25 protein-coding genes are annotated in these 22,698 nt (G+C 56.4%); 7 read left to right on the top strand and 18 right to left on the bottom strand.

Translation table 11 applies throughout. From position 1 onward, the window contains the following. The first annotated feature begins 7 nt into the window (after nt 1-7). The 6 genes from N879_RS08255 (at nt 8) to cysG (ending at nt 7,970) form a co-directional block, all read left to right on the top strand. Nucleotides 8-526 carry a DUF4442 domain-containing protein gene (locus tag N879_RS08255; RefSeq protein WP_009462453.1) on the top strand — a complete coding sequence of 173 codons (519 nt, stop codon included), beginning with the start codon at nt 8-10 and terminating at the stop codon, nt 524-526. A 19-nt stretch (nt 527-545) separates the two neighbouring features. Further along, a complete protein-coding gene (locus N879_RS08260; protein ID WP_009462452.1) occupies nt 546-1,118 on the top strand; it encodes a chalcone isomerase family protein in 573 nt (190 codons plus the stop codon). Between the two features lie 23 nt (nt 1,119-1,141). Then, entirely contained in the window at nt 1,142-2,806 is a 1,665-nt protein-coding gene (locus N879_RS08265; RefSeq protein ID WP_009462450.1) for a long-chain-fatty-acid--CoA ligase, read from the top strand. 154 nt (nt 2,807-2,960) lie between these two features. Continuing rightward, complete coding sequence (locus N879_RS08270; protein ID WP_022983330.1) at nt 2,961-4,793, top strand: assimilatory sulfite reductase (NADPH) flavoprotein subunit; 1,833 nt, start codon at nt 2,961-2,963, stop codon at nt 4,791-4,793. A gap of 11 nt (nt 4,794-4,804) precedes the next feature. Further along, the gene (cysI, locus tag N879_RS08275) at nt 4,805-6,514 is read left to right on the top strand and encodes an assimilatory sulfite reductase (NADPH) hemoprotein subunit (protein ID WP_009462446.1); all 1,710 of its coding nucleotides are present in this window, start codon (nt 4,805-4,807) and stop codon (nt 6,512-6,514) included. 1 nt (nt 6,515) lies between these two features. Beyond that, nucleotides 6,516-7,970 (top strand): siroheme synthase CysG, encoded by a 1,455-nt coding sequence (gene cysG, locus N879_RS08280; RefSeq protein ID WP_009462445.1) that lies wholly within the window; start codon nt 6,516-6,518, stop codon nt 7,968-7,970. 326 nt (nt 7,971-8,296) lie between these two features. Here cysG and N879_RS08285 read toward each other — a convergent pair whose 3' ends face one another. From N879_RS08285 to N879_RS08305, 5 genes are all read right to left on the bottom strand, one after another. After that, on the bottom strand, nt 8,297-9,046 hold the full coding sequence (locus tag N879_RS08285) for an ABC transporter permease (RefSeq protein WP_009462442.1): 750 nt from the start codon (nt 9,044-9,046) through the stop codon (nt 8,297-8,299). 77 nt (nt 9,047-9,123) lie between these two features. Next, nucleotides 9,124-10,320: an ABC transporter substrate-binding protein gene (locus tag N879_RS08290; RefSeq protein ID WP_022983331.1), complete on the bottom strand. Its 1,197-nt coding sequence runs from the start codon at nt 10,318-10,320 to the stop codon at nt 9,124-9,126. 10 nt (nt 10,321-10,330) lie between these two features. Then, nucleotides 10,331-11,140: an ABC transporter ATP-binding protein gene (locus N879_RS08295; RefSeq protein ID WP_009462437.1), complete on the bottom strand. Its 810-nt coding sequence runs from the start codon at nt 11,138-11,140 to the stop codon at nt 10,331-10,333. Beyond that, complete coding sequence (locus tag N879_RS08300) at nt 11,137-12,228, bottom strand: acyl-CoA dehydrogenase family protein (protein WP_009462435.1); 1,092 nt, start codon at nt 12,226-12,228, stop codon at nt 11,137-11,139. The genes N879_RS08295 and N879_RS08300 overlap by 4 nt, the downstream gene beginning before the upstream one ends. Then, a complete protein-coding gene (locus N879_RS08305) occupies nt 12,213-12,773 on the bottom strand; it encodes a carboxymuconolactone decarboxylase family protein (protein WP_009462432.1) in 561 nt (186 codons plus the stop codon). Before N879_RS08305 ends, N879_RS08300 begins: the two co-directional genes overlap by 16 nt. A gap of 129 nt (nt 12,774-12,902) precedes the next feature. Between N879_RS08305 and N879_RS08310 the strand changes: the two genes are divergently transcribed. Then, nucleotides 12,903-13,871 carry an AraC family transcriptional regulator gene (locus N879_RS08310; RefSeq protein WP_009462430.1) on the top strand — a complete coding sequence of 323 codons (969 nt, stop codon included), beginning with the start codon at nt 12,903-12,905 and terminating at the stop codon, nt 13,869-13,871. Between the two features lie 360 nt (nt 13,872-14,231). Here the strand turns inward: N879_RS08310 and rpsQ are convergent, their stop codons facing one another. From rpsQ to rpsJ, 13 genes are all read right to left on the bottom strand, one after another. Continuing rightward, a complete protein-coding gene (gene rpsQ / locus N879_RS08315) occupies nt 14,232-14,507 on the bottom strand; it encodes a 30S ribosomal protein S17 (protein ID WP_009462428.1) in 276 nt (91 codons plus the stop codon). A 1-nt stretch (nt 14,508) separates the two neighbouring features. Beyond that, nucleotides 14,509-14,700 carry a 50S ribosomal protein L29 gene (gene rpmC / locus N879_RS08320; RefSeq protein ID WP_003803032.1) on the bottom strand — a complete coding sequence of 64 codons (192 nt, stop codon included), beginning with the start codon at nt 14,698-14,700 and terminating at the stop codon, nt 14,509-14,511. A 9-nt stretch (nt 14,701-14,709) separates the two neighbouring features. Further along, a complete protein-coding gene (rplP, locus tag N879_RS08325) occupies nt 14,710-15,126 on the bottom strand; it encodes a 50S ribosomal protein L16 (protein ID WP_003803033.1) in 417 nt (138 codons plus the stop codon). Nucleotides 15,127-15,129: 3 nt separating this feature from the next. Further along, entirely contained in the window at nt 15,130-15,903 is a 774-nt protein-coding gene (rpsC, locus tag N879_RS08330; protein WP_003803035.1) for a 30S ribosomal protein S3, read from the bottom strand. A 9-nt stretch (nt 15,904-15,912) separates the two neighbouring features. Then, nucleotides 15,913-16,242, bottom strand: coding sequence for a 50S ribosomal protein L22 (gene rplV / locus N879_RS08335; RefSeq protein ID WP_009462426.1), 330 nt, complete (start codon nt 16,240-16,242; stop codon nt 15,913-15,915). A 3-nt stretch (nt 16,243-16,245) separates the two neighbouring features. Next, nucleotides 16,246-16,521: a 30S ribosomal protein S19 gene (gene rpsS, locus N879_RS08340; RefSeq protein ID WP_003803039.1), complete on the bottom strand. Its 276-nt coding sequence runs from the start codon at nt 16,519-16,521 to the stop codon at nt 16,246-16,248. A 12-nt stretch (nt 16,522-16,533) separates the two neighbouring features. Beyond that, nucleotides 16,534-17,361 carry a 50S ribosomal protein L2 gene (gene rplB / locus N879_RS08345; RefSeq protein WP_003803041.1) on the bottom strand — a complete coding sequence of 276 codons (828 nt, stop codon included), beginning with the start codon at nt 17,359-17,361 and terminating at the stop codon, nt 16,534-16,536. A 1-nt stretch (nt 17,362) separates the two neighbouring features. Continuing rightward, nucleotides 17,363-17,659: a 50S ribosomal protein L23 gene (gene rplW / locus N879_RS08350; RefSeq protein ID WP_003803043.1), complete on the bottom strand. Its 297-nt coding sequence runs from the start codon at nt 17,657-17,659 to the stop codon at nt 17,363-17,365. After that, nucleotides 17,656-18,276, bottom strand: coding sequence for a 50S ribosomal protein L4 (gene rplD / locus N879_RS08355; RefSeq protein WP_009462425.1), 621 nt, complete (start codon nt 18,274-18,276; stop codon nt 17,656-17,658). Before rplD ends, rplW begins: the two co-directional genes overlap by 4 nt. Nucleotides 18,277-18,279: 3 nt before the next feature. After that, nucleotides 18,280-18,954: a 50S ribosomal protein L3 gene (rplC, locus tag N879_RS08360; protein ID WP_003803046.1), complete on the bottom strand. Its 675-nt coding sequence runs from the start codon at nt 18,952-18,954 to the stop codon at nt 18,280-18,282. Between the two features lie 240 nt (nt 18,955-19,194). Beyond that, nucleotides 19,195-20,037: an ATP-binding cassette domain-containing protein gene (locus N879_RS08365; RefSeq protein WP_009462424.1), complete on the bottom strand. Its 843-nt coding sequence runs from the start codon at nt 20,035-20,037 to the stop codon at nt 19,195-19,197. Further along, nucleotides 20,034-21,968 (bottom strand): glycine betaine ABC transporter substrate-binding protein, encoded by a 1,935-nt coding sequence (locus N879_RS20970; protein WP_009462423.1) that lies wholly within the window; start codon nt 21,966-21,968, stop codon nt 20,034-20,036. The genes N879_RS08365 and N879_RS20970 overlap by 4 nt, the downstream gene beginning before the upstream one ends. Before the next feature lie 272 nt (nt 21,969-22,240). Beyond that, the gene (gene rpsJ / locus N879_RS08375) at nt 22,241-22,552 is read right to left on the bottom strand and encodes a 30S ribosomal protein S10 (protein ID WP_003803053.1); all 312 of its coding nucleotides are present in this window, start codon (nt 22,550-22,552) and stop codon (nt 22,241-22,243) included. Nucleotides 22,553-22,698: the final 146 nt, after the last annotated feature.

Below are 22,698 nucleotides of genomic sequence, written 5' to 3' on the forward strand. Positions count from 1 at the left end.
ATGCACTATGGCCCGCAGTCGCCGCATGGAGCTGCTCGCACGCCTACCCCCCACATGGCGTGCGCGCTTTTTGCAGCTGGGCTTTAACTGGCACCCCGCCTTCCGGGCAACCGGCGGGCGGGTCCACAAAGTTTCAGCGAACTTGCAACACATCGTCGTACGCCTGCCATTGCGTCGTCGCACTCGCAACATCAATGGCTCTTTATTTGGCGGCTCCCTGTTTGCCATTACAGACGGCGTGCACGCCACCATGCTTCTGGCTGGGCTGCAACGCCATGTGATTGTCTGGGACAAGAATGCAGAGATTCAGTATCGCCGCCCCGGCTACCAAACTCTGTACGCCAATTTTCAAATCAATCCAGATGAACTGGACGCAATACGAGGACAGCTAGACCAATACCACGAGGCTGAAGCCACGTTTACCGTGCAGATCCAGGACCCCGAAGGCCAGATCTACACCACGGTGGAACGCACCATCTATATCGCCGACGCCCACTTCTACAAGCAGAAAACACAATCACGCTAATTTGCCGGAGGACCGCTTCATGTTTACCCCCCGCTGTGCCGCCCTGATTTTAAGTCTGTCCCTGGGGCTACCCGCCGCCCAGGCCGCGACTGTTGCGAATGTCACCGTGCCAGACACGGTCACCGTCGAGCAGCAAAGCCTGAAACTGAATGGGGCAGGCCTGCGCAAGAAAGTTGTTTTTGATGTGTACGTCGCCGCCCTGTATACCGCTTCGCCTTCCCAGGATGCCGAAGCCATTATTCAATCCCCCGGGCCGCATCAAATCCGACTGGTCCTCAAACGCGACCTGGATGCCCAAACCCTGATCGATGCCCTGAAAGACGGCATTCACAACAACCTGACTGATCCTGAAAAACAAGAACTGGACTCTGTCATCAAGCAATTTGAAGACTTGATGCGCCAGGTGGGTGAAGCCAAGGAAGGCGACGTTGTGGTGCTGGACATGCACACCCCTCAGGTCAAGATCCTGTTCAACGACAAGACGCTGGGAGAGCTCTCTCACCCTGATCTGACCCCTGCTTTGTTGAAAATCTGGCTAGGCAAGAAGCCTGCCCAAGAATCGCTCAAAAAGGCCCTGCTGGGATTGTCTTGAACCTACACGCCTCGGAGCGCTTCATGGATAAAGTCTGGCTGCAGAACTACCCCGCCGGTATTCCTGCCACTATCGAAGATCAGGCCCAGCAGTACTCGTCCTTGCTGGATGTATTTGAACAAAGTTGTACCGAGTTCGCGCAGCGCACTGCCTATATCAGCATGGGCAAACGCATGAGCTACCGCGAACTGTCGACCAATGCCTTGGCCCTGGCCAGCTGGCTGCAAAGCCAAGGCGTGAAAAAAGGCGATCGTGTCGCCCTGATGATGCCCAATATGCTGCAGTACCCCATCAGTCTGTATGGGGTGTTGCGCAGCGGGGCCACCATTATCAATACCAACCCGCTGTATACGGCCCGTGAACTGCGCCACCAGCTGCAAGACAGTGGCGCGGAAACCATCATCATTGCGGAGAACTTTGCCCACGTGCTGCAGGAAATCCTGCACGAAACACCCATCAAGCGAGTCATTGTGACCAGCGTGGGGGATTGTCTGGGCGGCTTCAAGGGCTGGCTGGTCAATCAAGTGGTGCGCCACATTAAAAAAGGTGTGCCTGCCTGGTCCTTGCCTGGCTCCGTCTCTTTCAAAGCCGTACTGGCTCAGGGCCGAGGCCGCGCACCGGCCCCGGTCAAGCTGACCCACGATGATATTGCCTGCCTGCAATACACCGGGGGCACGACGGGCGTTGCAAAAGGGGCCATCCTGACCCACGGCAATCTGGTTTCAAACCTGAGCCAGGCCTTGTCCTGGATTCGCCCGTATTTGAGAGAAGGCCAGATCGACTGCGTTGTTACTGCCCTGCCGCTCTACCATATCTTCGCTTTCACCGCGAACCTGCTGGTGTTTCTGCGTTTGGGTGCGGAGAACCTGTTGATCATTAACGCACGCGACATTCCCTCCATGATCAAGGACATGTCCAAGCTGCGTTTTACTGCCATTACGGGGGTGAACACACTCTTTAATGCCATGCTGAACAATGCCGAGTTCCGCAAGCTGGATTTCTCCTCGCTGCGCTTTACATTAGGTGGCGGTATGGCAGTGCAGGAAGTGGTCGCCAAGCGCTGGCTGGAAGCGACCGGCAAACCCCTGGCCCAGGCTTATGGACTGACTGAAACTTCACCAGCAGCCACAATCAATCCGCTGGATAAAAAAGAGTTCACTGGCTCAATCGGGCTGCCCGTTCCTTCTACCGACATACGCATACGCGACGAAAACCAGAACGACCTGCCGTTGGGCGAAACGGGCGAGCTATGCATTCGTGGGCCGCAAGTTACTCCCGGCTACTGGCAACGTCCCGATGAAACCGCCAAGGTCTTTGATCGCGACGGCTTTTTACGCACGGGCGATATTGGCTATATGGACGAGCAAGGTTATGTCTTCCTGCTGGATCGCAAAAAAGACATGATTCTGGTCTCGGGCTTTAACGTCTACCCCAATGAAGTGGAAGCCGTCGCCGCCCAGCACCCGGATATTGTCGAGGCCGCCGCCGTCGGTGTACCGGATGAAAAAGCAGGCGAAATCGTCAAGCTCTATGTCATCAGCCGTAATCCCGAGCTGACGGAAAAAGACGTGATTGCCTTTTGCCGCAAGGAGCTGACCGGCTACAAGGCCCCGCGTATTGTCGAATTCCGCGACGATCTGCCCCGCACCAATGTGGGCAAAATCCTGCGTCGGGAACTGCGTCCATAACACGTATTTCGCACGCGCTTAGACCAAGATGAAAGGGGCTTATGCCCCTTTTTCATTAACCGGAGTATTCATAAACAAATAAGAATCGGATCGTTCGTAGCCCTGATACCGCTCTTTAGAATGGGACAAACTATTTATATAAGCGAGTGTCAGAATGCACGCCCTGTCCCGCCTCTCGGAGTCCAATCGCACGGCGATTGCTCAAATTACCGACGAGCTCGATCCGCTGTCCCTGAACTGGCTGTCCGGCTATCTCGCGGGTGTCGCGCAAGTGCGCCACACCGGCCTTCCCGCTCAAGCGCCTGTTTCTCCTGAACTGTCTTTGGTCCCGGCCGCCGCTGCGCCCGCCCAACGACCTGCCACCATTGTGTTTGGCAGCCAGACAGGCAATGCCCAACGCGTCGCCGAAGCCTTTGCCCAACGCTGCGAAGCCGCCGGCATCCCCGTGCGCCTGCTGCGCGCCGACCGTTACCCCACGCGCGAGCTGAAAGAAGAGCGTCTGCTGTACGTCATTATCAGCACCCAGGGTGAAGGCGACCCGCCAGACGATTCGATCGCGTTTTTCGAGTTCCTGTCCGGCGCCCGTGCTCCCAAGCTGCCCGAGCTGAAATTCGGTGTGCTGGGTCTGGGTGATTCCAGCTATCCCCTGTTCTGTGGGATCGCGGAAAAGATTGATCAACGTCTGCTGGCGCTGGGTGCGGAACGCATTCTGGACGCAGGGCTGGCTGATCTGGATATTGATACGGTCGCCTCCCCCTGGCAGGACAAAGCCTTTGGGTTTCTGGAAACGGATCACCAGGCCCACGCCGCTGCGGCCGTTCCTGCCGCCCAATCCAGCAACGTTACGGTGCTGGAAACCCAGACCCGCAGCAGCTTCACCCGCGACAATCCATTCCAGGCCACCGTGCTGCAAAGCCAAAGCATTACGGGCCGCGACAGCACCCGCAACATCTATCACTACGAGTTGTCGCTGGAAGGCAGTGGCCTGAAGTACCAACCCGGTGATGCCCTGGGTGTCTGGCCTACACAAAACGCCAAACTGGTCGAAGCGGTTATCCAGACGTTGAAGTTGGACCCGCAAGAGACCGTCACCATTCAGGACAAGTCGCACACGCTGCAAGAATGGCTTAGCCACTACCGCGAGCTGACGCAACTGACCAAACCTTTCCTGGTGGAACTGGCCAAGCGCAATAGCGATGCCGTGCTACAGACAGCCGTAGGCCCAGAAGGTTTGAGCACTTTGCAAGAGCTGCTGAAAACCCATCAAGTGCTGGACGTATTGGAACGCTTCCCGGCCACCTGGAGCGCTGCCGAGCTGGTGCAAGCCTTGCGCCCCCTGGCACCCCGCATGTACTCCATCGCCTCCAGCCAGTCCGAGGTGGACGAAGAAGTACATCTGACCGTGGCCAATGTGCATTACCAATTCAACGAGCAGGATCGTTGGGGCGTGGCTTCCGACTATCTGGCCCGCCTGAACGAAGGCGATACCGTGCCGGTGTTTATCGACCCCAATACACGCTTCCGCCTGCCTGAAGATACCAGCCGTGACGTGATCATGATTGGTCCCGGCACCGGCGTTGCCCCTTTCCGTGCCTTTGTGCAGGAACGCAGCGTTCAGGGTGGTGAAGGCCGCAACTGGCTGTTCTTTGGCAACCCGCACTTTCACTCCGATTTCCTCTACCAGACCGAATGGCAACGCGCCTTGCAGGACGGTCAGTTGCAACACCTGGATCTGGCCTTCTCGCGCGATCAGGAAAACAAGGTTTACGTCCAGCACCGCTTGCTGGAAAAAGCAGCCGAGGTCTATGCCTGGATTCAGGGCGGCGCCCACATTTATGTGTGCGGTGATGCCAATCAGATGGCCAAGGACGTACACCAGACCCTGCAGGAAATTGCCCGCCAGGAAGGTGGATTGGACGCAGACCAGGCTCGCAGCTGGTTGGAAGAACTCTCGGCGCAGGGCCGCTACGCCCGCGACGTTTACTGAGAAGCAAGGACATGACAGAAAAGAAAATCGCCGCTATCGAGCAAGTAAAAATTGATAGCCGCTATCTGCGCGGTGGCATTACCGAGGGTCTGGCAGACCCAATCACGGGCGCCATCAGCGAAGACGACAACAAGCTGCTGAAATTTCACGGCAGCTATCAGCAAGACGACCGCGACCAGCGTGAAGAGCGTCGCAAGCAAAAGCTGGAACCGGCTTTCAGCTTCATGATTCGCGCCCGCCTGCCTGGTGGCGTGGTCACGCCCGCCCAGTGGCTGGCCTTTGACCAGATCGCCTGTGACTGGGCCCAGTTTGGCCTGCGCATCACCACCCGTCAGACCTTTCAATGGCATGGCGTACGCAAGCCCTTTTTAAAACCCACACTGCAAGCCATCAACAAGGCCATGTCCACGACATTGGCTACTTGCGGTGATGTGAACCGTCAGGTGGTCAGCGCCACCAATCCCTTGCTGTCGGAGCAACATGGCTTGGTTCAGGAGTGGGCTGACAAGATTTCCGAAACCTTCCTGCCCAAAACCCGCGCCTATGCCGAGATCTGGCTGGACGGCAAAAAAGTCGAAGACGCCATTGACGGCGAAGACTTTGAACCGATTTACGGCAAGACTTACCTGCCCCGCAAATTCAAGATCGGCATTGCCGTGCCTCCCTTGAATGATGTGGACGTGTTTGCGCAGGATATCGGCCTGATCGCGATTATCGACAACAATCAGTTGCTGGGCTTTAACGTCGCCATTGGTGGTGGCATGGGTGCCACACATGGCGACGACACCACCTATCCACGGCTGGGCAGCGTGATCGGCTTTGTACGCCCCGAGCAATTGCTGGCCGTTTGCGAGGCCGTTATCACCACACAACGTGACCACGGTAACCGCGACGAGCGCCGTCATGCCCGTCTGAAATACACCGTGGATAAGCTGGGCACCGACTGGTTCCTGGAAGAAGTGCAAAACCGCAGTGGTCAAACGCTGGAGCCGTCACGCCCCTACCATTTTGACCACAATGGCGACCGCTTCGGCTGGACCCAAGGCAGCAATGGCCGCTGGCATCTGAGCCTGCGTATCGATTCGGGCCGCATCATGGATACCGAAGTCGGCCCCTGGCTGACGGGTATGCGTGAAATTGCCAAGATTCACCAGGGACAGTTCCGCCTGACTTGCAACCAGAACCTGATCATTGCCGATGTGCCTGAAGAAGATAAGGCCAAGATCGACAAGCTGGTCGCAGATCACAAGCTGGATGTGTACCAGACACAAAGCGGCATACGCAGCAGCACGATTGCCTGTGTCTCTTTGCCGACCTGCGGTTTGGCCATGGCCGAGAGCGAACGCTACGCCCCCATCCTGCTGCCCAAGCTGGAAGCCTTGCTGGACAAGTACCAGCTACGCGACGAGCGCATTGTGCTGCGTATCTCCGGCTGCCCTAACGGCTGCGCCCGTCCTTATCTGGGTGAAATTGCCCTGGTTGGCCGTGCTCTGGGTCGCTATGACTTGCGTCTGGGTGCGAACTTCAGCGGCGAGCGCCTGAACGTAATCTATCGTCAAAATATTGCCGAACCAGAAATTCTGAGCATTCTGGATGAGCTGTTTGGCCGCTTCGCTGCCGAGCGTCTGGAAGGCGAGCACTTTGGCGATTTTCTGGTTCGCGCTGGCGTGGTTGCCGAGCCTACAAGCCGCTTGATTCCTTTAGTTTTACAGCCAGCCTGACATGAACCTCTTTCCTTTATTCGCCAACTTGAAGCAGCGCGCGGTATTAGTGATCGGCGGTGGAGAAATCGCCGAGCGCAAAGTGCGTCTGGTCCTGGCCGCCGGTGCCCAGGTCACGCTGGTCGCCCCCTATGTGGTGGACAGTCTGGAAGAGCTGGCGAATCAAGGGCGCATTATCCTGATTCGGGAGCGCTATCAGGCCCAGCATCTACAAGGGGCCTGGCTGATTATTGCCGCCACTGACAAACGGGACGTAAACCAGATCATTGCCCAGGACGCACAAGAAGCCCGCATTCTGGTCAATGTGGTGGACGACCCCGAATTGTCCAGTTTTCAGGTGCCTGCCATTGTGGATCGTTCACCACTGATTATTGCCATTTCCTCTGCAGGGTCGGCCCCCATGTTGGCACGGCGAGTACGGGAGCAACTGGAAACCATGTTGGACCACAGCCTGGGTGCGATCAGCCGTCTGGCGCAGGAATACCGCAGCGCCATTCGGCGCGCCCGCCCCGAGCTGGGTGCGCGCCGCCGTTTCTACGACTGGCTGCTGGATGGCCCGGTAGGTGCCGCCCTGCGCAGTCAGCAAGCCGAGCAAGCCCGCTTGAGCCTGGAGAGCGCGCTGCAACAGCCTGAGTCACCCCGCGCCACACAAGGCCGCGTGATTCTGGTGGGCGCCGGTCCAGGCAATCCAGGTCTGCTGACCCTGCATGCCCTGCGTGCACTGAATCGTGCTGATGTGATTCTGTACGATCGTCTTGTATCCGATCAGGTGATGGAGTTGGCTCGTCGCGATGCCCACCGTATTTTTGTAGGCAAGCAATTGGGCGAAGATCATCACCAGACCCAAAACCGCATTCATCAGTTGATGATTGAACACGCCAGAGCAGGTCAAACCGTGGTGCGCCTGAAAGGCGGCGATGGCTTTATTTTTGGCCGTGGCGGTGAAGAACTGGAATATCTGGCCGAGCATGGCATCGCATTTGAAGTGGTGCCAGGCATCACGGCTGCCATTGCATGTGCGGCTTATAGCGGTATTCCTCTTACCCATCGTGACCACGCGCAGTCCGTGCAGTTTGTGACGGCTCACCGCAAAAGCGGTCATGGTATTGAGGACTGGAACCCGCTGCTGGATACCAGCCAGACGGTTGCTGTCTACATGGGTTTGCAGCAGATTCTGGGCTTTAGCCATGAGCTGGTACAACGGGGCCGCAGTGCCACTACGCCCTGCGCCTTGATTGAAAATGGTTCGCGCCCTGAGCAGCGCACCTTGCTGTCCACGCTGCAAAACATTGCCCAGGATGCGCAGCAGCATCAGTTTGCCAGCCCCTGCATTCTGGTGATCGGTCAGGTAGCTACCTTGGGCAGCACCTTATCCTGGTATGGCGAGCTAGTCGACCAGCTCAGTCCACGTACAGCAATTACGCAGGATGCGGACAATACCCTGGTCGCTGCATGAAGGCAGTGATCAAGGCCTAGCTAGAGTCTCGTCTCAAGATCACTTTTCTATACGTACGTACCAACTAAGGCTCCAGTCAGTGCGGGATTAGCATCCGTGAATACCGCTTCAAACTGAATCCAAAAAGGCCCTCAACATCTCAATGTTGAGGGCCTTTTTTATCTTTCTGCAGCTTCTGAAAAACCACTAAGCACCAGGTAAAACTGCCAGCGCCTACAAGAACAAAACTGGCAGCGGCAGATAGCCTGAGCATGCTCTGTCACTTGTCTTTCCTGGAAATACAAAACAGTCAAAGCTCTTCGCCTGTCGGCCCATGGGCTGAGTATTTAGCGCTGTCCCAAGGCCGCAAACAAGGCTCGCAAAGCGCTATCCAGCAGATAGCCAATCAGACCAATCAAGACAATTACGGCCATCAGTTCGGAATATGCCATGCGATCACGCGTATCCAGAATCAGGTAACCCAAACCAGCCGACACACCCAGCATTTCGCAAGGTACCAGCACAATCCACAAGACACCAATAGCCAGTCGGCTACCCGTCAGTACCGAGCCTACAATGCCGGGCAGAATCAAGTACAACAGCGTTTCCAGCTTGGTGGCCGCCAGACTGCGACCCAGCATCAGCCAGCGCGGATTCAGATGCCGTACGCCCGAGGCTGTATTCAGCAAGACAGGCCAGACACCGGCCACACCCAACAGAAAATAAATCGGTGCATCCCCAATACCAAAGGCCATGACGGCAATAGGCATCCAGGACAGGGGCGAGATCATGCGCAGGAACTGGAATAAGGGAGTCAATGCGGCGTGAGCTCGCGCTGACAAGCCCAGCAGCAAACCGGCGGGCACGCCGACACCCAATGAGATCGCCAGCCCTACAAAAATACGTTGCAAGCTGGCACCTACGTGCATCCAGGTCTCGGACCAGCCCAGTATCTCCAGCAAGCTATGAAAGGCAGCTGATGGTCCGAATTGCTGCATCAGAGGGCTGCTGGACCAGGCTGTGGCCAAGTACCACAGCACGACTCCCGCCAACAAACCGCCCAAGCCCCACAGGGTGCTGGCAATCCAGGCATTCATTTTGGGACGTCGCAAAGACGCAGCCGATCGCGGATCAGACTGCGCCAATGACGGAGAAGAAGCAGACGCACTCAAACTCATACAACAATGCTCTCGTTGCGGGTGTATTGCTCGGACAAGCCAAACTGCGCCAGGCCCCCCTGCTTTTCCAACGCGGCACGGACAAAGCGGTCATCCACCAGATCGCTGGCTACGTGTTCAGGAGACAGCCCTTCCAGAAAACCACGCTCGCCCTGAATCAAGGTCCCTTGCAGCATTTGCACCAAGGACTCGGTGTAGCTGGGGAAAGGATAAGGTTGAAAATCGATACGCTGGTCGTCCCAGTCCGGATGACGAATCACGCCAGACTTCACGTATTGCGCACGATCCGCCGGGTCCGGGGACAGCACTTTCAACAGGTTTTCTTGAGTGTGCGGGGTATAGCGGTTCCCGCCTTCACGCGACAGAATCTGGGCCGCCTCGGCACGGTGACTACGTATCCAGATCTGTGCCTTGACCAGACCATCCACCACGGCTTGCGACCATTGGGGGCGAGTCTGCAAATCCTGCTCGTGCATGAAGGCCACGCAACAGGCGTGATCGCGCCAGACGTCGCCAGTAAAGCGCAAGATGCGGCCCATGCCCTGAGTTTCGGCTAAGGCATTGAAAGGTTCGGCCACCGTAAAACCGGCAATCCGCCCCGAAGCCAAGGCCGGCGGCATATCGGCAGGGGCCATCACCACCAGATTGACCTCGTTGGGGGCCAGCGCAGCGGAGTTTTTCACGACAGGCGTCAGGCCGTATGCTTTGAGCACATGCTGCATCACCACATTGTGAATCGAGTACCAGAAAGGAATCGCCACCGTCTGCCCGCCCAATTGCTCGGCCGAGCTGATGTTCTGCGCCACCGTGATAGCAGAGCCACTCATGTGATTCCATGCCACCACCTTTGCAGGGACTTTGCTGCCGTAGCGCGCCCACACCGTCATAGGCGAGAGCAAGTGCACCAGATTGACCTGACCGGAGATGAAAGCCTCGATCAACTGAGCCCAACTGCGCACCATCACGGGCTTTTCAACCGCAATACCCGCTTCTTCAAAATACCCATTGTGATGCGCCACCAACATGGCGGTGGCATCGGTAATCGGCAAATAGCCGATACGCAAAGGCGCATTTGACTCACTTTGTGCACGGGCAGTCCCTTGGGCCAGCAAGGGCGCAGCACCCGCAACGGTCAGCAAAGACGCCAGTTTCAGCAAGTCGCGACGGGTACGGGACGTAGGAGATTCAATCATGAGGTGCACCTTACAAAACAGCAGCGTGAACCGCCTGGGAGAGGCTTTGCTCCAGGCTGGCCACAATTTCCAGGCGTATGGCCTGAAGCCAGTTATCCAGATGAGATCGGGGGTGGGCCGGGCAGCTCCATTCACGCTGCAAACCGGCAGGACGGCCACCTAACAGCAGGACACGGTCCGCCAGCAAGAGGGCCTCATCAATATCGTGAGTGACCAGCACAATGGCGCAGCCGGTCTGATCGCGTATCGACAGAATCAGCTCCTGCATCTGGCGACGAGTTACTTCATCCAGGGCGCCAAAGGGTTCGTCCATCAACAAGACTTGTGGGCGTCGAGCCAGACAACGCGCAATGGCAACACGCTGTGCCATACCACCCGACAAGGCACCAGGACGCTGATGACGGCTTTCATACAAACCAACCTGACGCAGCGCCTGTTCAACCCGCAGGCGGCGTTCGGCGGCGGATACGGAAGGCTGGCGTGCAAAGCCCAGACCAAAACCGGTATTGGCCTGCACATTCAGCCACGGCAAGAGAATGGCTTCCTGAAACGCCATGGCCAAAGCGGGGTGAACCCCACGCACGGGCTGCCCCAGAAAGGACACCTCTCCCTGGGTGGGCGTTTGGAGGCCTGCCAGTACCCGCAACAAAGAGGATTTACCCACTCCGCTGGGGCCCAGCAGCGCCACGATCTCGCCCGCGCGCACGCTCAAGTTCAGGTTCTGCAAGATCGTCTGGCCACCGTAGGCCAGATTGATCCCCCGAGCGGACAAGAGTCCGGTCCCTTCAGAATCGGTATGCGAGGGGGCGGCGGAACTCATACTGCATCCTGCCCAAGTTCGGCTTTCAGTTGCGCCACCGTGGGTGAAATCAAAGGCACCAGCATGGCTTCGCGATAACGGCGCAGCAGTTGCGGATGCTTGCCCTGCATATAGGTCGCCCCGCCGATCGCGGAGCTTTCCAGGGCCACAGCCTGCGACGCCAAACTACTTAGCTCGATACGGACTTTGAACAAATCAGGCGGCGTGGCCGAGCCGGGCTTACGTACGGCATCAACCAGCACATCCGACAATTCCTGCACACGATCCAGCAGGCGGCGGGCGGGCTGCTCCTGTACCCATTGGCAGCGTGGCGCATCCAGCACTTGCTTCAAGGAACGACGTGCCAAGCCCATGGTCATCCCGCATTGCAGCGCCATGAAACGGGGGCGTACCGAGCGCACAAAGTGGCCTGCATCGGGATGCAGCAAACGCTCTTGTCCCAGACGCACAGCATTGAACTTCAAAGCGGCGGTATTGCTGCCACGCAGTCCGACCAGATCCAGATCTGCGGAACGCTCCAAGCCTGGATCGCCCAGTTCTGCCACCCAAATACCGGCTTGCTCTTCAGGCATGGCGGCCACAATGGCGACCAGGCAGCTGCCGGGACGCAGATTGGTAATCCAGGGCAAACGGCCCTCAAACTGCCAATGTCCTTGTTCAGGCTGGGCACGCACTTGCAGCTCTTCAATGCCACCCAAAAACTTGATGGCATTGGACAGACCCGTCGCACCGGCAACACTGCCATCCAGCAAACCGGGCAAATAGCGCTCGCGCATGGCGGGGTCCTGAACGTCACGCAGGTATTCAATAAAGGTACGCTGGCTCCACAGGACAAAACCTGCCGTCAGCGAATGTTCGGCCACTTCCACGATGGATTGAACCGCATCACCGAAGTCGGAAAAATCCGCTTTCAGGCCCAGGCTCAACAAACCGTCTTGCGCCAGGCGAGGCAACAAGGCCTGCGCCTGGGATGCATCGCTATCCAGCGACAGGGCATGCTCTTCCAGCCACTGGGCCAAGCCAGGCGACAAAACAGGGCGCTCTGAGACCAGCACAGGCTGCTCAGCGCGCTTTAAGGCGTTTCCCATGCGTAGGCCTCCAACTGGCTATTGAGCGGCGTACGAGCCAGATTATTGGCAAAGTTGCAGATCGTCGCCAAGCCAATACCGGTAATCACTTCCAGAGCCTGCTGGTCGCCGTAACCGGCAGCACGGAAATCGGCCAGAGCCTGATCCGACACCTGACCACGGGTATCAATCACGGCGCGACTGAACAGAGCCAGAGCCTGCAGGCGCTCGTCGTTGATCTGGTCAAAGCCACGCGCACGCAAAGCGGCCAGAATTTCCGGGTCCAGCTTGGCTTTATTGGTCGCAATGGCGGTGTGACCGGCCACGCAGAAACGGCAACCGTGAGTGGTACCGGCAACCAGTTGCACGACTTCACGCTCGACCAGCGACAGGCTGGCGGTAGCGTTCAAGGCAGACATATCCTGATAGGCTTGCAGGGCAACGGGCGCATTAGCCAAAATAGCCAGCAAATTGGACAAAAAGCCGCTACCACGCACAGCTTTTTCAAGGGCTGGTTTGACCGCCTCTGGTGCGGAGTCCACAGTATGCAAAGTTAAGCGAGTCATGATGGCGACAATTCCTTAGTTAATCCGAGAAGGTTTCATTGTCGATTGACTGGCGCCTTATCTCCATGTGCGAACATAGCGGTATTCATATTAAAAATATCCACGAAAAGAAATAAGCATATTTTCTGCATGAGCGACTCTGCCTTTCCTGACAGCCATTGCGCTGTCGACTCCAAAGACACAGGACACCCTGTGGAGGAACTGCTCTTGTCCGGGCTGGAGATCTCGGCCAGCCTGTTTCACTTGGGGCAATACTGCAATCAATGGGAAAGCAGCCTGCACGGGCACCAACGCGCAGGCTTTCATGTGGTCTTGCATGGGCCGTGCTGGCTGCATATTCAGCATCAGGAAGCCTTGGCCTTGCAGGCGGGTGATGCGGTGTTCTTCTTGCGGGATGTGCCCCATCGCCTAAGCTCCTCCCCCACGCCGCCAGACTGGAATGCGGCCATGCGGCGACAAACCATGCAGAGCCTGGAGCCGCAAGTGCCACACAGTACGGGCTTGCTCTGTGGTTTTCTGGATCTGGGCCGTGGTTTGAGCGAATTGCTGCTGGCGACCGTGCCTGATGTTTTGTTGATTGATGGTTCTCAGACAGATGCAGATTCAGGACGCCCTTTGCTGGACTTGATCCAGGCCGAAATGCGACGCCAGCCGCAAGCCAACTCCAGCCTGCTGGAAAAGTTGGTGGAGCTGTTGTTGTTCTATACCTTGCGCCAGCAAATAGGACAGACACCCACCGAAGGTGCCCTGCCCGCCGGCTTGATTCATCTGGCAAGTGACCCTGCCTTTGGTGGCCTGATCGAGCAGCTGCTGCGTGAACCCGCCAAAGCCTGGTCGGTGGACGATATGGCCGCCTACTTGAACATGTCACGCGCTGCCTTTCACCGCCGCTTTACCTTGCTGTGCGGGATGGCGCCAGCCCAAGTACTGTTGCAACTACGTATGCAGCTGGCCAAGCGTCAGCTGGAGCAAGGTCTGACCATGGAGCAGATTGCCGAGCGTATCGGTTATAGCTCTGCGGCCGCATTCAGCGCCGCGTTCAGACGCAGTGTGGGTCTCAGCCCGGCGCAATGGCGCAAGCAAGACGCGCGTCCATAAGTCAGCAAGCTGCTACAACTCTGCCCCCCAGATTGTCGTCCTACCCCGAGTACGTATGCAGGGTAGCTGGCACGATATAGCCCTCGCCCCATAGTTGCCACCGCACAGAATAGAACAAGCTGTTCCCGCTTTTTTGTGAAGGCTTCCGGCTTACGCATACAAGCCGCTAAGCCCCAAGCTTGATCATTCAGTTCAGCTACGGTTCAAGCGCCATGACGGGCAACAAGACGAAATACGAACATTGCTCCTGTCTATGAGCAACAGCAAAGTGGACAAGCATAAAAAAACCCCAATCTGTAAACAGATCGGGGTTTTTGACCTACCAGAGCCAGGCCGAAGCCTGGACATCTGAGCAAGCGTTTAGATCACGCGGGCTGCTTCGATCAGACGCACAACAGTCCAGGACTTGCTGCGGCTGATAGGACGGCCTTCGGTAATCTCAACGGTATCGCCTTCGTTGTACTGGTTGGTCTCGTCGTGCGCTTTGTATTTATTGGAGCGGACGATGATCTTGCCATACAAGGGATGTTTAACGCGGCGTTCAACCAGAACGACGACAGTTTTGTCCATCTTGTTGCTGACAACTTGACCGATCAGGGTACGTTGACGTTTTGCGGTAGTTTGAGTTTCGCTCATCTTACTTTCCTGCGGTCTCAGCCATGACGGTACGGACGCGAGCGATGTCGCGACGTACTTTGCCCAATTGGCTGGTGTTGGAAAGCTGTTGAGTAGCACGCTGCATGCGCAGGTTAAATTGTGCTTTCAACAGGCTCTCGAGCTCTTTTTGGAGCTCGGCGGCATCTTTAGTACGGAGTTCGCTGGCTTTCATGACGTCTCCTTAAGCACCGATCTGACGCGTTACGAACGTCGTCGAGATAGGCAGCTTGGCAGCGGCCAGACGGAATGCTTCGCGTGCCAGCTCTTCGCTAACACCTTCCATTTCGTACAGGACCTTGCCTGGTTGAATCTCAGCGACCCAGAACTCTGGATTACCCTTACCGTTACCCATACGAACTTCGGCAGGTTTCTGCGAAATTGGCTTATCGGGGAAGATGCGGATCCAGATGCGGCCACCACGTTTGATGTGACGGTTAATTGCACGACGTGCTGCTTCGATCTGGCGAGCAGTCAGACGGCCACGGTCAGTGGCTTTCAGACCAAATTCGCCAAACGAAACTTGCGCACCGCGAGTAGCCAGACCGGTGTTACGGCCTTTGTGCTCTTTGCGATACTTTCTGCGAGAAGGTTGCAGCATGTTTTATTCTCCTTCGGACGCAGCAGGAGCAGCGTCTTTACGAGGACCGCGGCCACGACCACCTGGACGGCGGTTTTCAGGGCGGTCACCACGTGGACGACGTGGGCGGCGCTCTTCAGGGGCTACGGTGTCAACAGGCATTTCGCCGTTAGGCAGCATGTCGCCCTTGTAGACCCAGACCTTGATACCGATGATCCCGTACGTCGTGTGCGCTTCGGAAGTACCGTAATCGATGTTAGCGCGCAGGGTGTGCAGAGGCACACGGCCTTCGCGGTACCATTCGGTACGAGCGATTTCGATGCCGTTCAAGCGACCCGAGCTCATGATCTTGATGCCTTGGGCACCCAGACGCATGGCGTTTTGCATGGAACGCTTCATCGCACGACGGAACATGATGCGCTTTTCCAATTGCTGAGCAATGGAGTCGGCGATCAGTTGAGCGTCGGTTTCAGGTTTGCGAATTTCTTCGATGTTAACGTGCACTGGCACGCCCAACAGGCGCTGCAGGTCAGCCTTCAGGCTTTCGATATCCTCGCCGCGCTTGCCGATCACTACACCAGGACGAGCCGAGTAAATAGTGATGCGAGCATTCTTGGCAGGACGCTCGATGACCACACGGCCAACGGACGCACTTTTCAGCTTGCGTTTCAGGTATTCGCGCACACGGATGTCGTCAGCCAACATCGTACCGAACTCAGCACCGTCAGCGTACCAACGCGAGCTCCAGTTACGGTTAACAGCCAGGCGGAACCCAATTGGGTGGATTTTCTGTCCCATTGTGACTCCTTAAGCGCCGACTTTGACCACAATGTGGCAAGTCTGCTTCTCAATACGGTTACCGCGGCCTTTGGCTCGTGCAGAAAAACGCTTCAACGACTGAGCCTTGTCCACGTAAATGGAGGTGACTTTCAGTTCGTCGATGTCGGCGCCGTCATTGTGCTCAGCGTTGGCAATAGCCGATTCCAGAGCTTTCTTGATGATGCCAGCGGCTTTCTTGGGAGTGAAAGTCAGCGTATTCAGAGCGTGAGCGACGGACTTGCCGCGGACCATGTCCGCAACCAGACGTGCTTTTTGCGCCGAAATATGGACTCCACGAATAATTGCTGTAGTTTCCATCACTTATCTCCGGGCCTTTTTGTCCGCAGCGTGACCCTTGAAAGTACGGGTCAAGGCGAACTCGCCGAGCTTGTGGCCAACCATGTTCTCGTTGATATAAACGGGAATGTGTTGACGGCCATTGTGAACGGCAATCGTCAGCCCAATGAACTCGGGCAGGATGGTAGAGCGGCGCGACCAGGTTTTGATTGGTCGCTTGTCGTTACCCACAACGGCTGCGTCAACCTTTTTGATCAGGTGAGCATCAACGAATGGGCCTTTTTTGATCGAACGTGACATAGTGTTCGCCCCTTACTTGCGCTTACGGCGCGAAACAATCATGTTGTCTGTGCGCTTGTTACGACGGGTGCGGTAGCCCTTGGCAGGAGTACCCCATGGGCTGACTGGCTCACGGCCTTCACCCGTACGACCTTCACCACCACCGTGCGGGTGATCGACTGGGTTCATCGCCACACCGCGAACGGTAGGACGAATACCACGCCAGCGAACAGCACCGGCTTTACCGATTTGACGCAGGCTGTGATCGTGGTTGCTGACTTCGCCAATCGTGGCGCGGCAGTCGATGTGAATGCGGCGAACCTCACCGGAACGCAGACGCACTTGAGCGTACGTGCCTTCACGAGCCAGCAACACAGCGGAACCACCAGCGGAACGAGCGATTTGAGCACCCTTACCAGGCAGCATCTCGATGCAGTGAATGGTTTGACCCACAGGAATGTTGCGGATAGGCAAAGTGTTGCCGGAACGGATAGGAGCTTCCGCGCCAGACACAACCGTTGCACCCACTTCCAGACCACGAGGGGCGATGATGTAACGACGCTCGCCGTCTGCGTAGCACACCAATGCGATGTGAGCGCTGCGGTTAGGGTCGTATTCCAGACGTTCTACTTTCGCAGGAATACCGTCCTTGTTGCGACGGAAGTCGACAATACGGTAATGCTGCTTGTGACCGCCGCCACGGTGACGAACCGTGATGTGGCCGTTGTTGTTACGGCCAGCACTGCTGGATTTCTTTTCCAGCAAAGCCGCGTAAGGAGCGCCTTTGTGCAGTTCAGGGTGAACCACTTTGATCATGCCACGGCGACCTGGCGACGTTGGTTTTACTTTTACCAATGCCATATTAGTTCACCTCAGAAAAGTCGAGTTCCTGACCGGGCTTGAGCGAGACATATGCCTTGCGCACACTGCGGCGGCGACCCATGAAACGGCCAAAGCGCTTTTCCTTGCCCTTCTGATTGAGCACCTGCACCGACTCAACTTCTACTTTGAACAGCAGTTCAATAGCAGCTTTGATTTCAGGCTTGGTAGCATCAGGAGCGACGCGGAAAGCGATTTGCTGATTTTTTTCGGCAACGTACGTGGCTTTTTCAGTCACGACAGGAGCCAGAATTACTTGCAATAGACGTTCGGCGTTCATCCCAACATCTCCTCAAACTGAGCGACAGCCGCTTTGGTGACCAACACTTTTTTGTAGTGGATCAGGGACAGCGGGTCGGCGTAGCGTGGTTCAACCACAGCAACGTGAGGCAGGTTACGCGTAGCCAGGTACACGTTCTCGTCCAGCGCGTCGGTGATGATCAGCACGGATTCCAGGCCCAGGTCTTTCAGCTTGTTGGCTGCCAGACGGGTCTTGGGTGCTTCCAGAGTGAAGGAATCAACAACCAACAGACGCTCGTCACGGACCAACTGAGACAGAATCGCGCTGATACCTGCGCGGTACATCTTCTTGTTGACCTTGTGTGCGTAGTTTTCTTCACCGGTGTTGGGGAATGCACGACCGCCTCCACGCCACACGGGCGAGGATGTCATACCAGCACGAGCGCGGCCGGTGCCTTTCTGGCGCCATGGCTTCTTGGTGCTGTGGTTGACTTCGGCACGAGTCAATTGCTTGCTGTTACCGCTGCGAGCATTGGCTTGGTATGCAACAACGATCTGGTGAACCAGTGCTTCGTTGAATTCACGACCGAAAACGGTTTCGTTGGCCTGCAATGTGGATGCAGCTTGGCCTTGTTCGTTCAGGAGCTTCAGTTCCATGGATTAGGCTCCTTTCACAGCAGGGCGCACAACGATATTGGCATTCTTGTGACCTGGGACAGCGCCCCGGACCAGCAACAAGCCACGCTCGGCGTCGACGCGGATCACGTCAAGATTCTGAACCGTACGGGTAACGTCACCCATATGGCCCGACATTTTTTTACCTTTGAACACACGGCCTGGATCCTGGGCTTGACCAATGGAACCGGGTACGCGGTGCGAGCGCGAGTTACCGTGGCTGTTACGCTGGCCGCCAAAATTGTGGCGTTTGATGGTACCGGCAAAGCCTTTACCGATCGTGGTGCCCGTAACGTCAACCTTCTGACCCGCTTCGAAAATGCTTTCCACAGCAACTACGGAACCGGCGGAAAGCTCGGCGATAGCAGCGGGGTCGAGGCGGAATTCTTTCAGGATGCTGCCAGCTTCAACGCCAGCTTTTGCATAGTGCCCTGCCTGGGGCTTGGTAACGCGTGTTGCACGACGGGTGCCAAAGGCAACCTGTACAGCAGCGTAACCGTCAACTGCGGGCGTCTTGACCTGGGTGATGCGGTTGTTGGACACGTCCAGCACGGTCACAGGGATGGACTCGCCTTCCTCTGTAAACACACGGGTCATGCCAACTTTACGCCCAACAAGGCCCAGCCGCCACGCGGCAGGCGTAGGTGTCGAGTTCGACATCGTTTTCTCCATTCCTGACTACGATTGGTCAGGGCTAACTGAGAGTACACGCAATAATTTGCGCGACGACCATAGCCAAAACTTTTTGGCTAAGCTAGTAAATATAGCACGCAGCTGTAAAGCCAAGCAAGATTTACTGCAAAAATCCGCCCTAAACTGCTTGATTGACAACAGTTTTTTTGAATTCGGGGTGCTTGGCTACACAGTCTGAATCAGAAAAATTGATCTGCCGCGCATTTTCTATTGATGCGCCTTATTGACAAAACGAGCCACGTATTCGTTCACCGGTTCATCACGAATTTGAGCCGGAGTACCGCTTTGTTCCACCCTGCCCTCACGTAGCACCACAATATGCTGGCCCAACCGTAATGCCTCATCAATATCGTGAGTAATAAAGATGATGGTTTTGTTCAGGCTGTTTTGCAGGCGTAAAAGCTCATCCTGCATCTCGTAGCGAATCAAGGGATCCAGGGCCGAGAAGGCTTCGTCCATCAAAAGAATGTCTGCATCAACGGCCAAGGCTCGGGCAAGTCCTACTCGTTGCTGCATCCCGCCTGACAATTCGTCCGGATAGTTATCGGCATAATCATGCAGACCCACGCGCTCCAGCCATTGCCGAGCCTGCTCTCTGGCCTGTGAACGCTTGTCTCCTCGGACCTCCAGACCGAAGGCGACGTTCTCCACCACCGTCAAATGGGGTAACAAGCCAAAGGCCTGAAAGACCATGCTGATCCCATAGCGGCGAAATTGTCGCAAGCTGGCCATGTCCAGCTGCAATATGTCCTGTCCATCCACCAACACCTGCCCGGCACTGGGGTCGATCAAACGGTTGATGTGGCGCACCAGCGTGGATTTGCCTGAACCGGATAAACCCATGACGCAGGATATCTGCTGCGCGGGAAAGCAGGCATCGACCCCTGCCAGGCCTACGATGCAATCTGTCTGCTTTTGCACGGCCTGCTTGTCGGCCCCCTGCTTTAACAGCTCTACGGCTTCGGTCGCCCGGCTCCCAAAGACCTTATAAACGTCTCGCAGTTCTATCTTGCAGGCCTGCTCACCCGAGGGGGTAGGAATGGTATTCATGCTTGCCTCCTGACCTTGCGACGGTGACGCTGAGAACGACCAAAGGATTGAGAGATTCGGTCAATAACAATGGCCAGGATCACAATCGCCACCCCCGCCTGCAAACCACGTCCTATATCCAGTGTCTGAATACCAGCCAGCACGTCTTCACCCAAACCCTGAGCCCCAATCATGGAAGCGACCACCACCATGGACAAGGCCATCATGGTGGTTTGATTAATACCGGCCATGATGCTGGGCCGCGCCAGCGGCAAGGTGACCTTGGTCAGCATTTGCCAGCGTGTAACCCCGTACGCCTGGGCTGCTTCCATCACATGTTTGTCCACCTGTCGCAAGCCCAGGCTGGTCAGGCGAATCAAGGGCGGGACGGCATAGACAACAGTGGCCAAAACGGCGGGAACCTTACCCAGACCGAACAGCATCAGTACCGGGATCAGATACACGAAACTGGGCATGGTTTGCATCACATCCAGTACGGGCGTCAGCACTTTTCTAAGCAGGCGGCTACGAGCACTAAGAATGCCAACCGGGACGCCGATCAGCACAGAAAAGACCGTGGCCACCAGTACCAAGGTGAAGGTTTGCATCAGCTTGTCCCACAGGCCCATAGCGCCTATCAAGTACAGGCCAGCTACATAGAGCAGAACAGGCAAAAAGCGCCGTTGTCCCCACCACGCCAGCAAACCGGTCAAAGCCAGAATCGCCCAGGCAGGCACCTGCTGCAAGACACGCTCCACCGGCAAAATGGCATGCGTCAGAATCCAGGCGCTGATCTGGCGAAAACCTGTGCCCCAATCCTGCACGGCCACCAACAACTGACGGTTAACCCAGTCTGCAGCTGACCACTCCGGGAAGAAGCGGGACTGCGCTGCGGCGACCGGCTGTATTGCCTGAGGTTCCAAAGCTGCCTGCAAGCGATCTGCCTGGGCCATTGGCATCCACTGACGCCATTGCTCTGCATTCTCTTTCAGGAACTTCTGTACCTGCGTGCTGGCGTTCTGCCCACCCTCTGTCATGCCCAAAATGATCTTGTTCATCTGTTCGGGCTCTAGCTGGATCTTTTCAAACAAGGTCACCAGCTCGGGGTGGGACTCTACGAAAGGAGTAGAAGCCGCTACACCTATATGCGCCAGGATAAAGTCCGTTGGACAGATCTTGCCCTTACCCGACACAGCGGCTTCCCAACAGCTTTCATTGAAAGGCGCGCTAGCTAACTTCTTGAAGGAATACTTGGCCATCAGGCCCGCAGGCTGCCAGTAATAGAACAGGATCGGTTCACGCCTGTCATAGGCGGCGCTGATTGCCGCATCCAGAGCCGCGCCCGTACCGGGCCGAAAGTTTTGATAGTGTTCGCCCAGACCATAGAGATCGAACAGGCGACTATTGAAGGTTTCACATACCCAGCCGGAGGGGCAGTTATAGAAGCGGCCTTTATTGGGCTGTTCCGGGTCACTAAAAACAGTGGCGTAGCGCCCTAAATCCTCAACTTTCTGTAGATCGGGTGCAGTTGGCTTGATTCCCTTGTCCGGGTCGCCATCGATGACATAGTCCGGCACATACCAGCCCTGTTCTGCCCCACCCTTCAGGGTATTACCAAGTACCTGCACCTGGCCGGCTTCAATGGCTTTTTCAATGATCTCGGTACGTCCCGACCAGATCTCGCCAATTACTTGAATATCATTTTGCGCCAGCGCACTTTCCAAAGCCGCCGAGGAGCCTGGAACCCGTTCGGTCTTGCAACCGTAGGCCTTCTCCAGAATCTGCTGATACAGCTCGGTGCTAAATGCTGCGCTCTCCCAGCTCAGGTCCGCCAGCCGTATGGGTTTGTCGTCCCCACACGCTTGCGCTGATGCACTGCTTCCCCACAGACATAGCCAAAGCGCCAGGAAATACCACAGGGCCAGGAACGGCTGTCGTCTCCGATTTATCATTCTTGTCCTCCTTCAACCCTGCCCATCGTCGCATTTGTAGCCCTGGCAAAGTGTGTCCGGTCGTAAAAAGTAGACCAAAACCCGCTTTTTCCCAATCACAACACCATGATGAACTAGCCATGAAACACCTGAGAGCAAAGCTCTTGTTCTGTTCAGGATAAACGGACAGTCGCCATTGCTCCTGCAGCGTCAGAAGGAAACGTGCAGACGAAAAAAAACGCCATGCGGTTGCATGGCGTTTCTTTCGATGTAACTCGAACAGCTAGGCAGAATTACTGCAGAGCGATTTCGACGTCAACACCGGCTGGCAAATCCAGACGCATCAGAGCGTCGACGGTCTTGTCGGTAGGATCGACAATGTCCATCAAGCGCTGGTGGGTACGCATTTCAAACTGATCGCGCGATGTCTTGTTGACGTGCGGCGAACGCAGAATGTCGTAGCGACGGATACGTGTTGGCAGTGGTACTGGACCACGAACAACAGCGCCGGTGCGCTTGGCGGTTTCTACGATCTCAGCAGCAGACTGATCGATCAACTTGTAATCGTAAGCCTTCAGACGGATGCGGATTTTCTGGTTTTTCATGGGTAATCCTAAAGAACGATATAAGTGGGGCCTTTTTGACCGGGTTTATCGATTACTCGAAGAAACGCTGACTAAAAAGCACCCCTTTTGGGGGTAGCAAAGACGCGGCGGGAAGGTTTGCACCTTCACACCGCGATCAAGGCTTA

Source organism: Alcaligenes sp. EGD-AK7 (genome assembly GCF_000465875.3).
GTDB classification, from domain to species: Bacteria; Pseudomonadota; Gammaproteobacteria; order Burkholderiales; family Burkholderiaceae_B; genus Alcaligenes; species Alcaligenes phenolicus.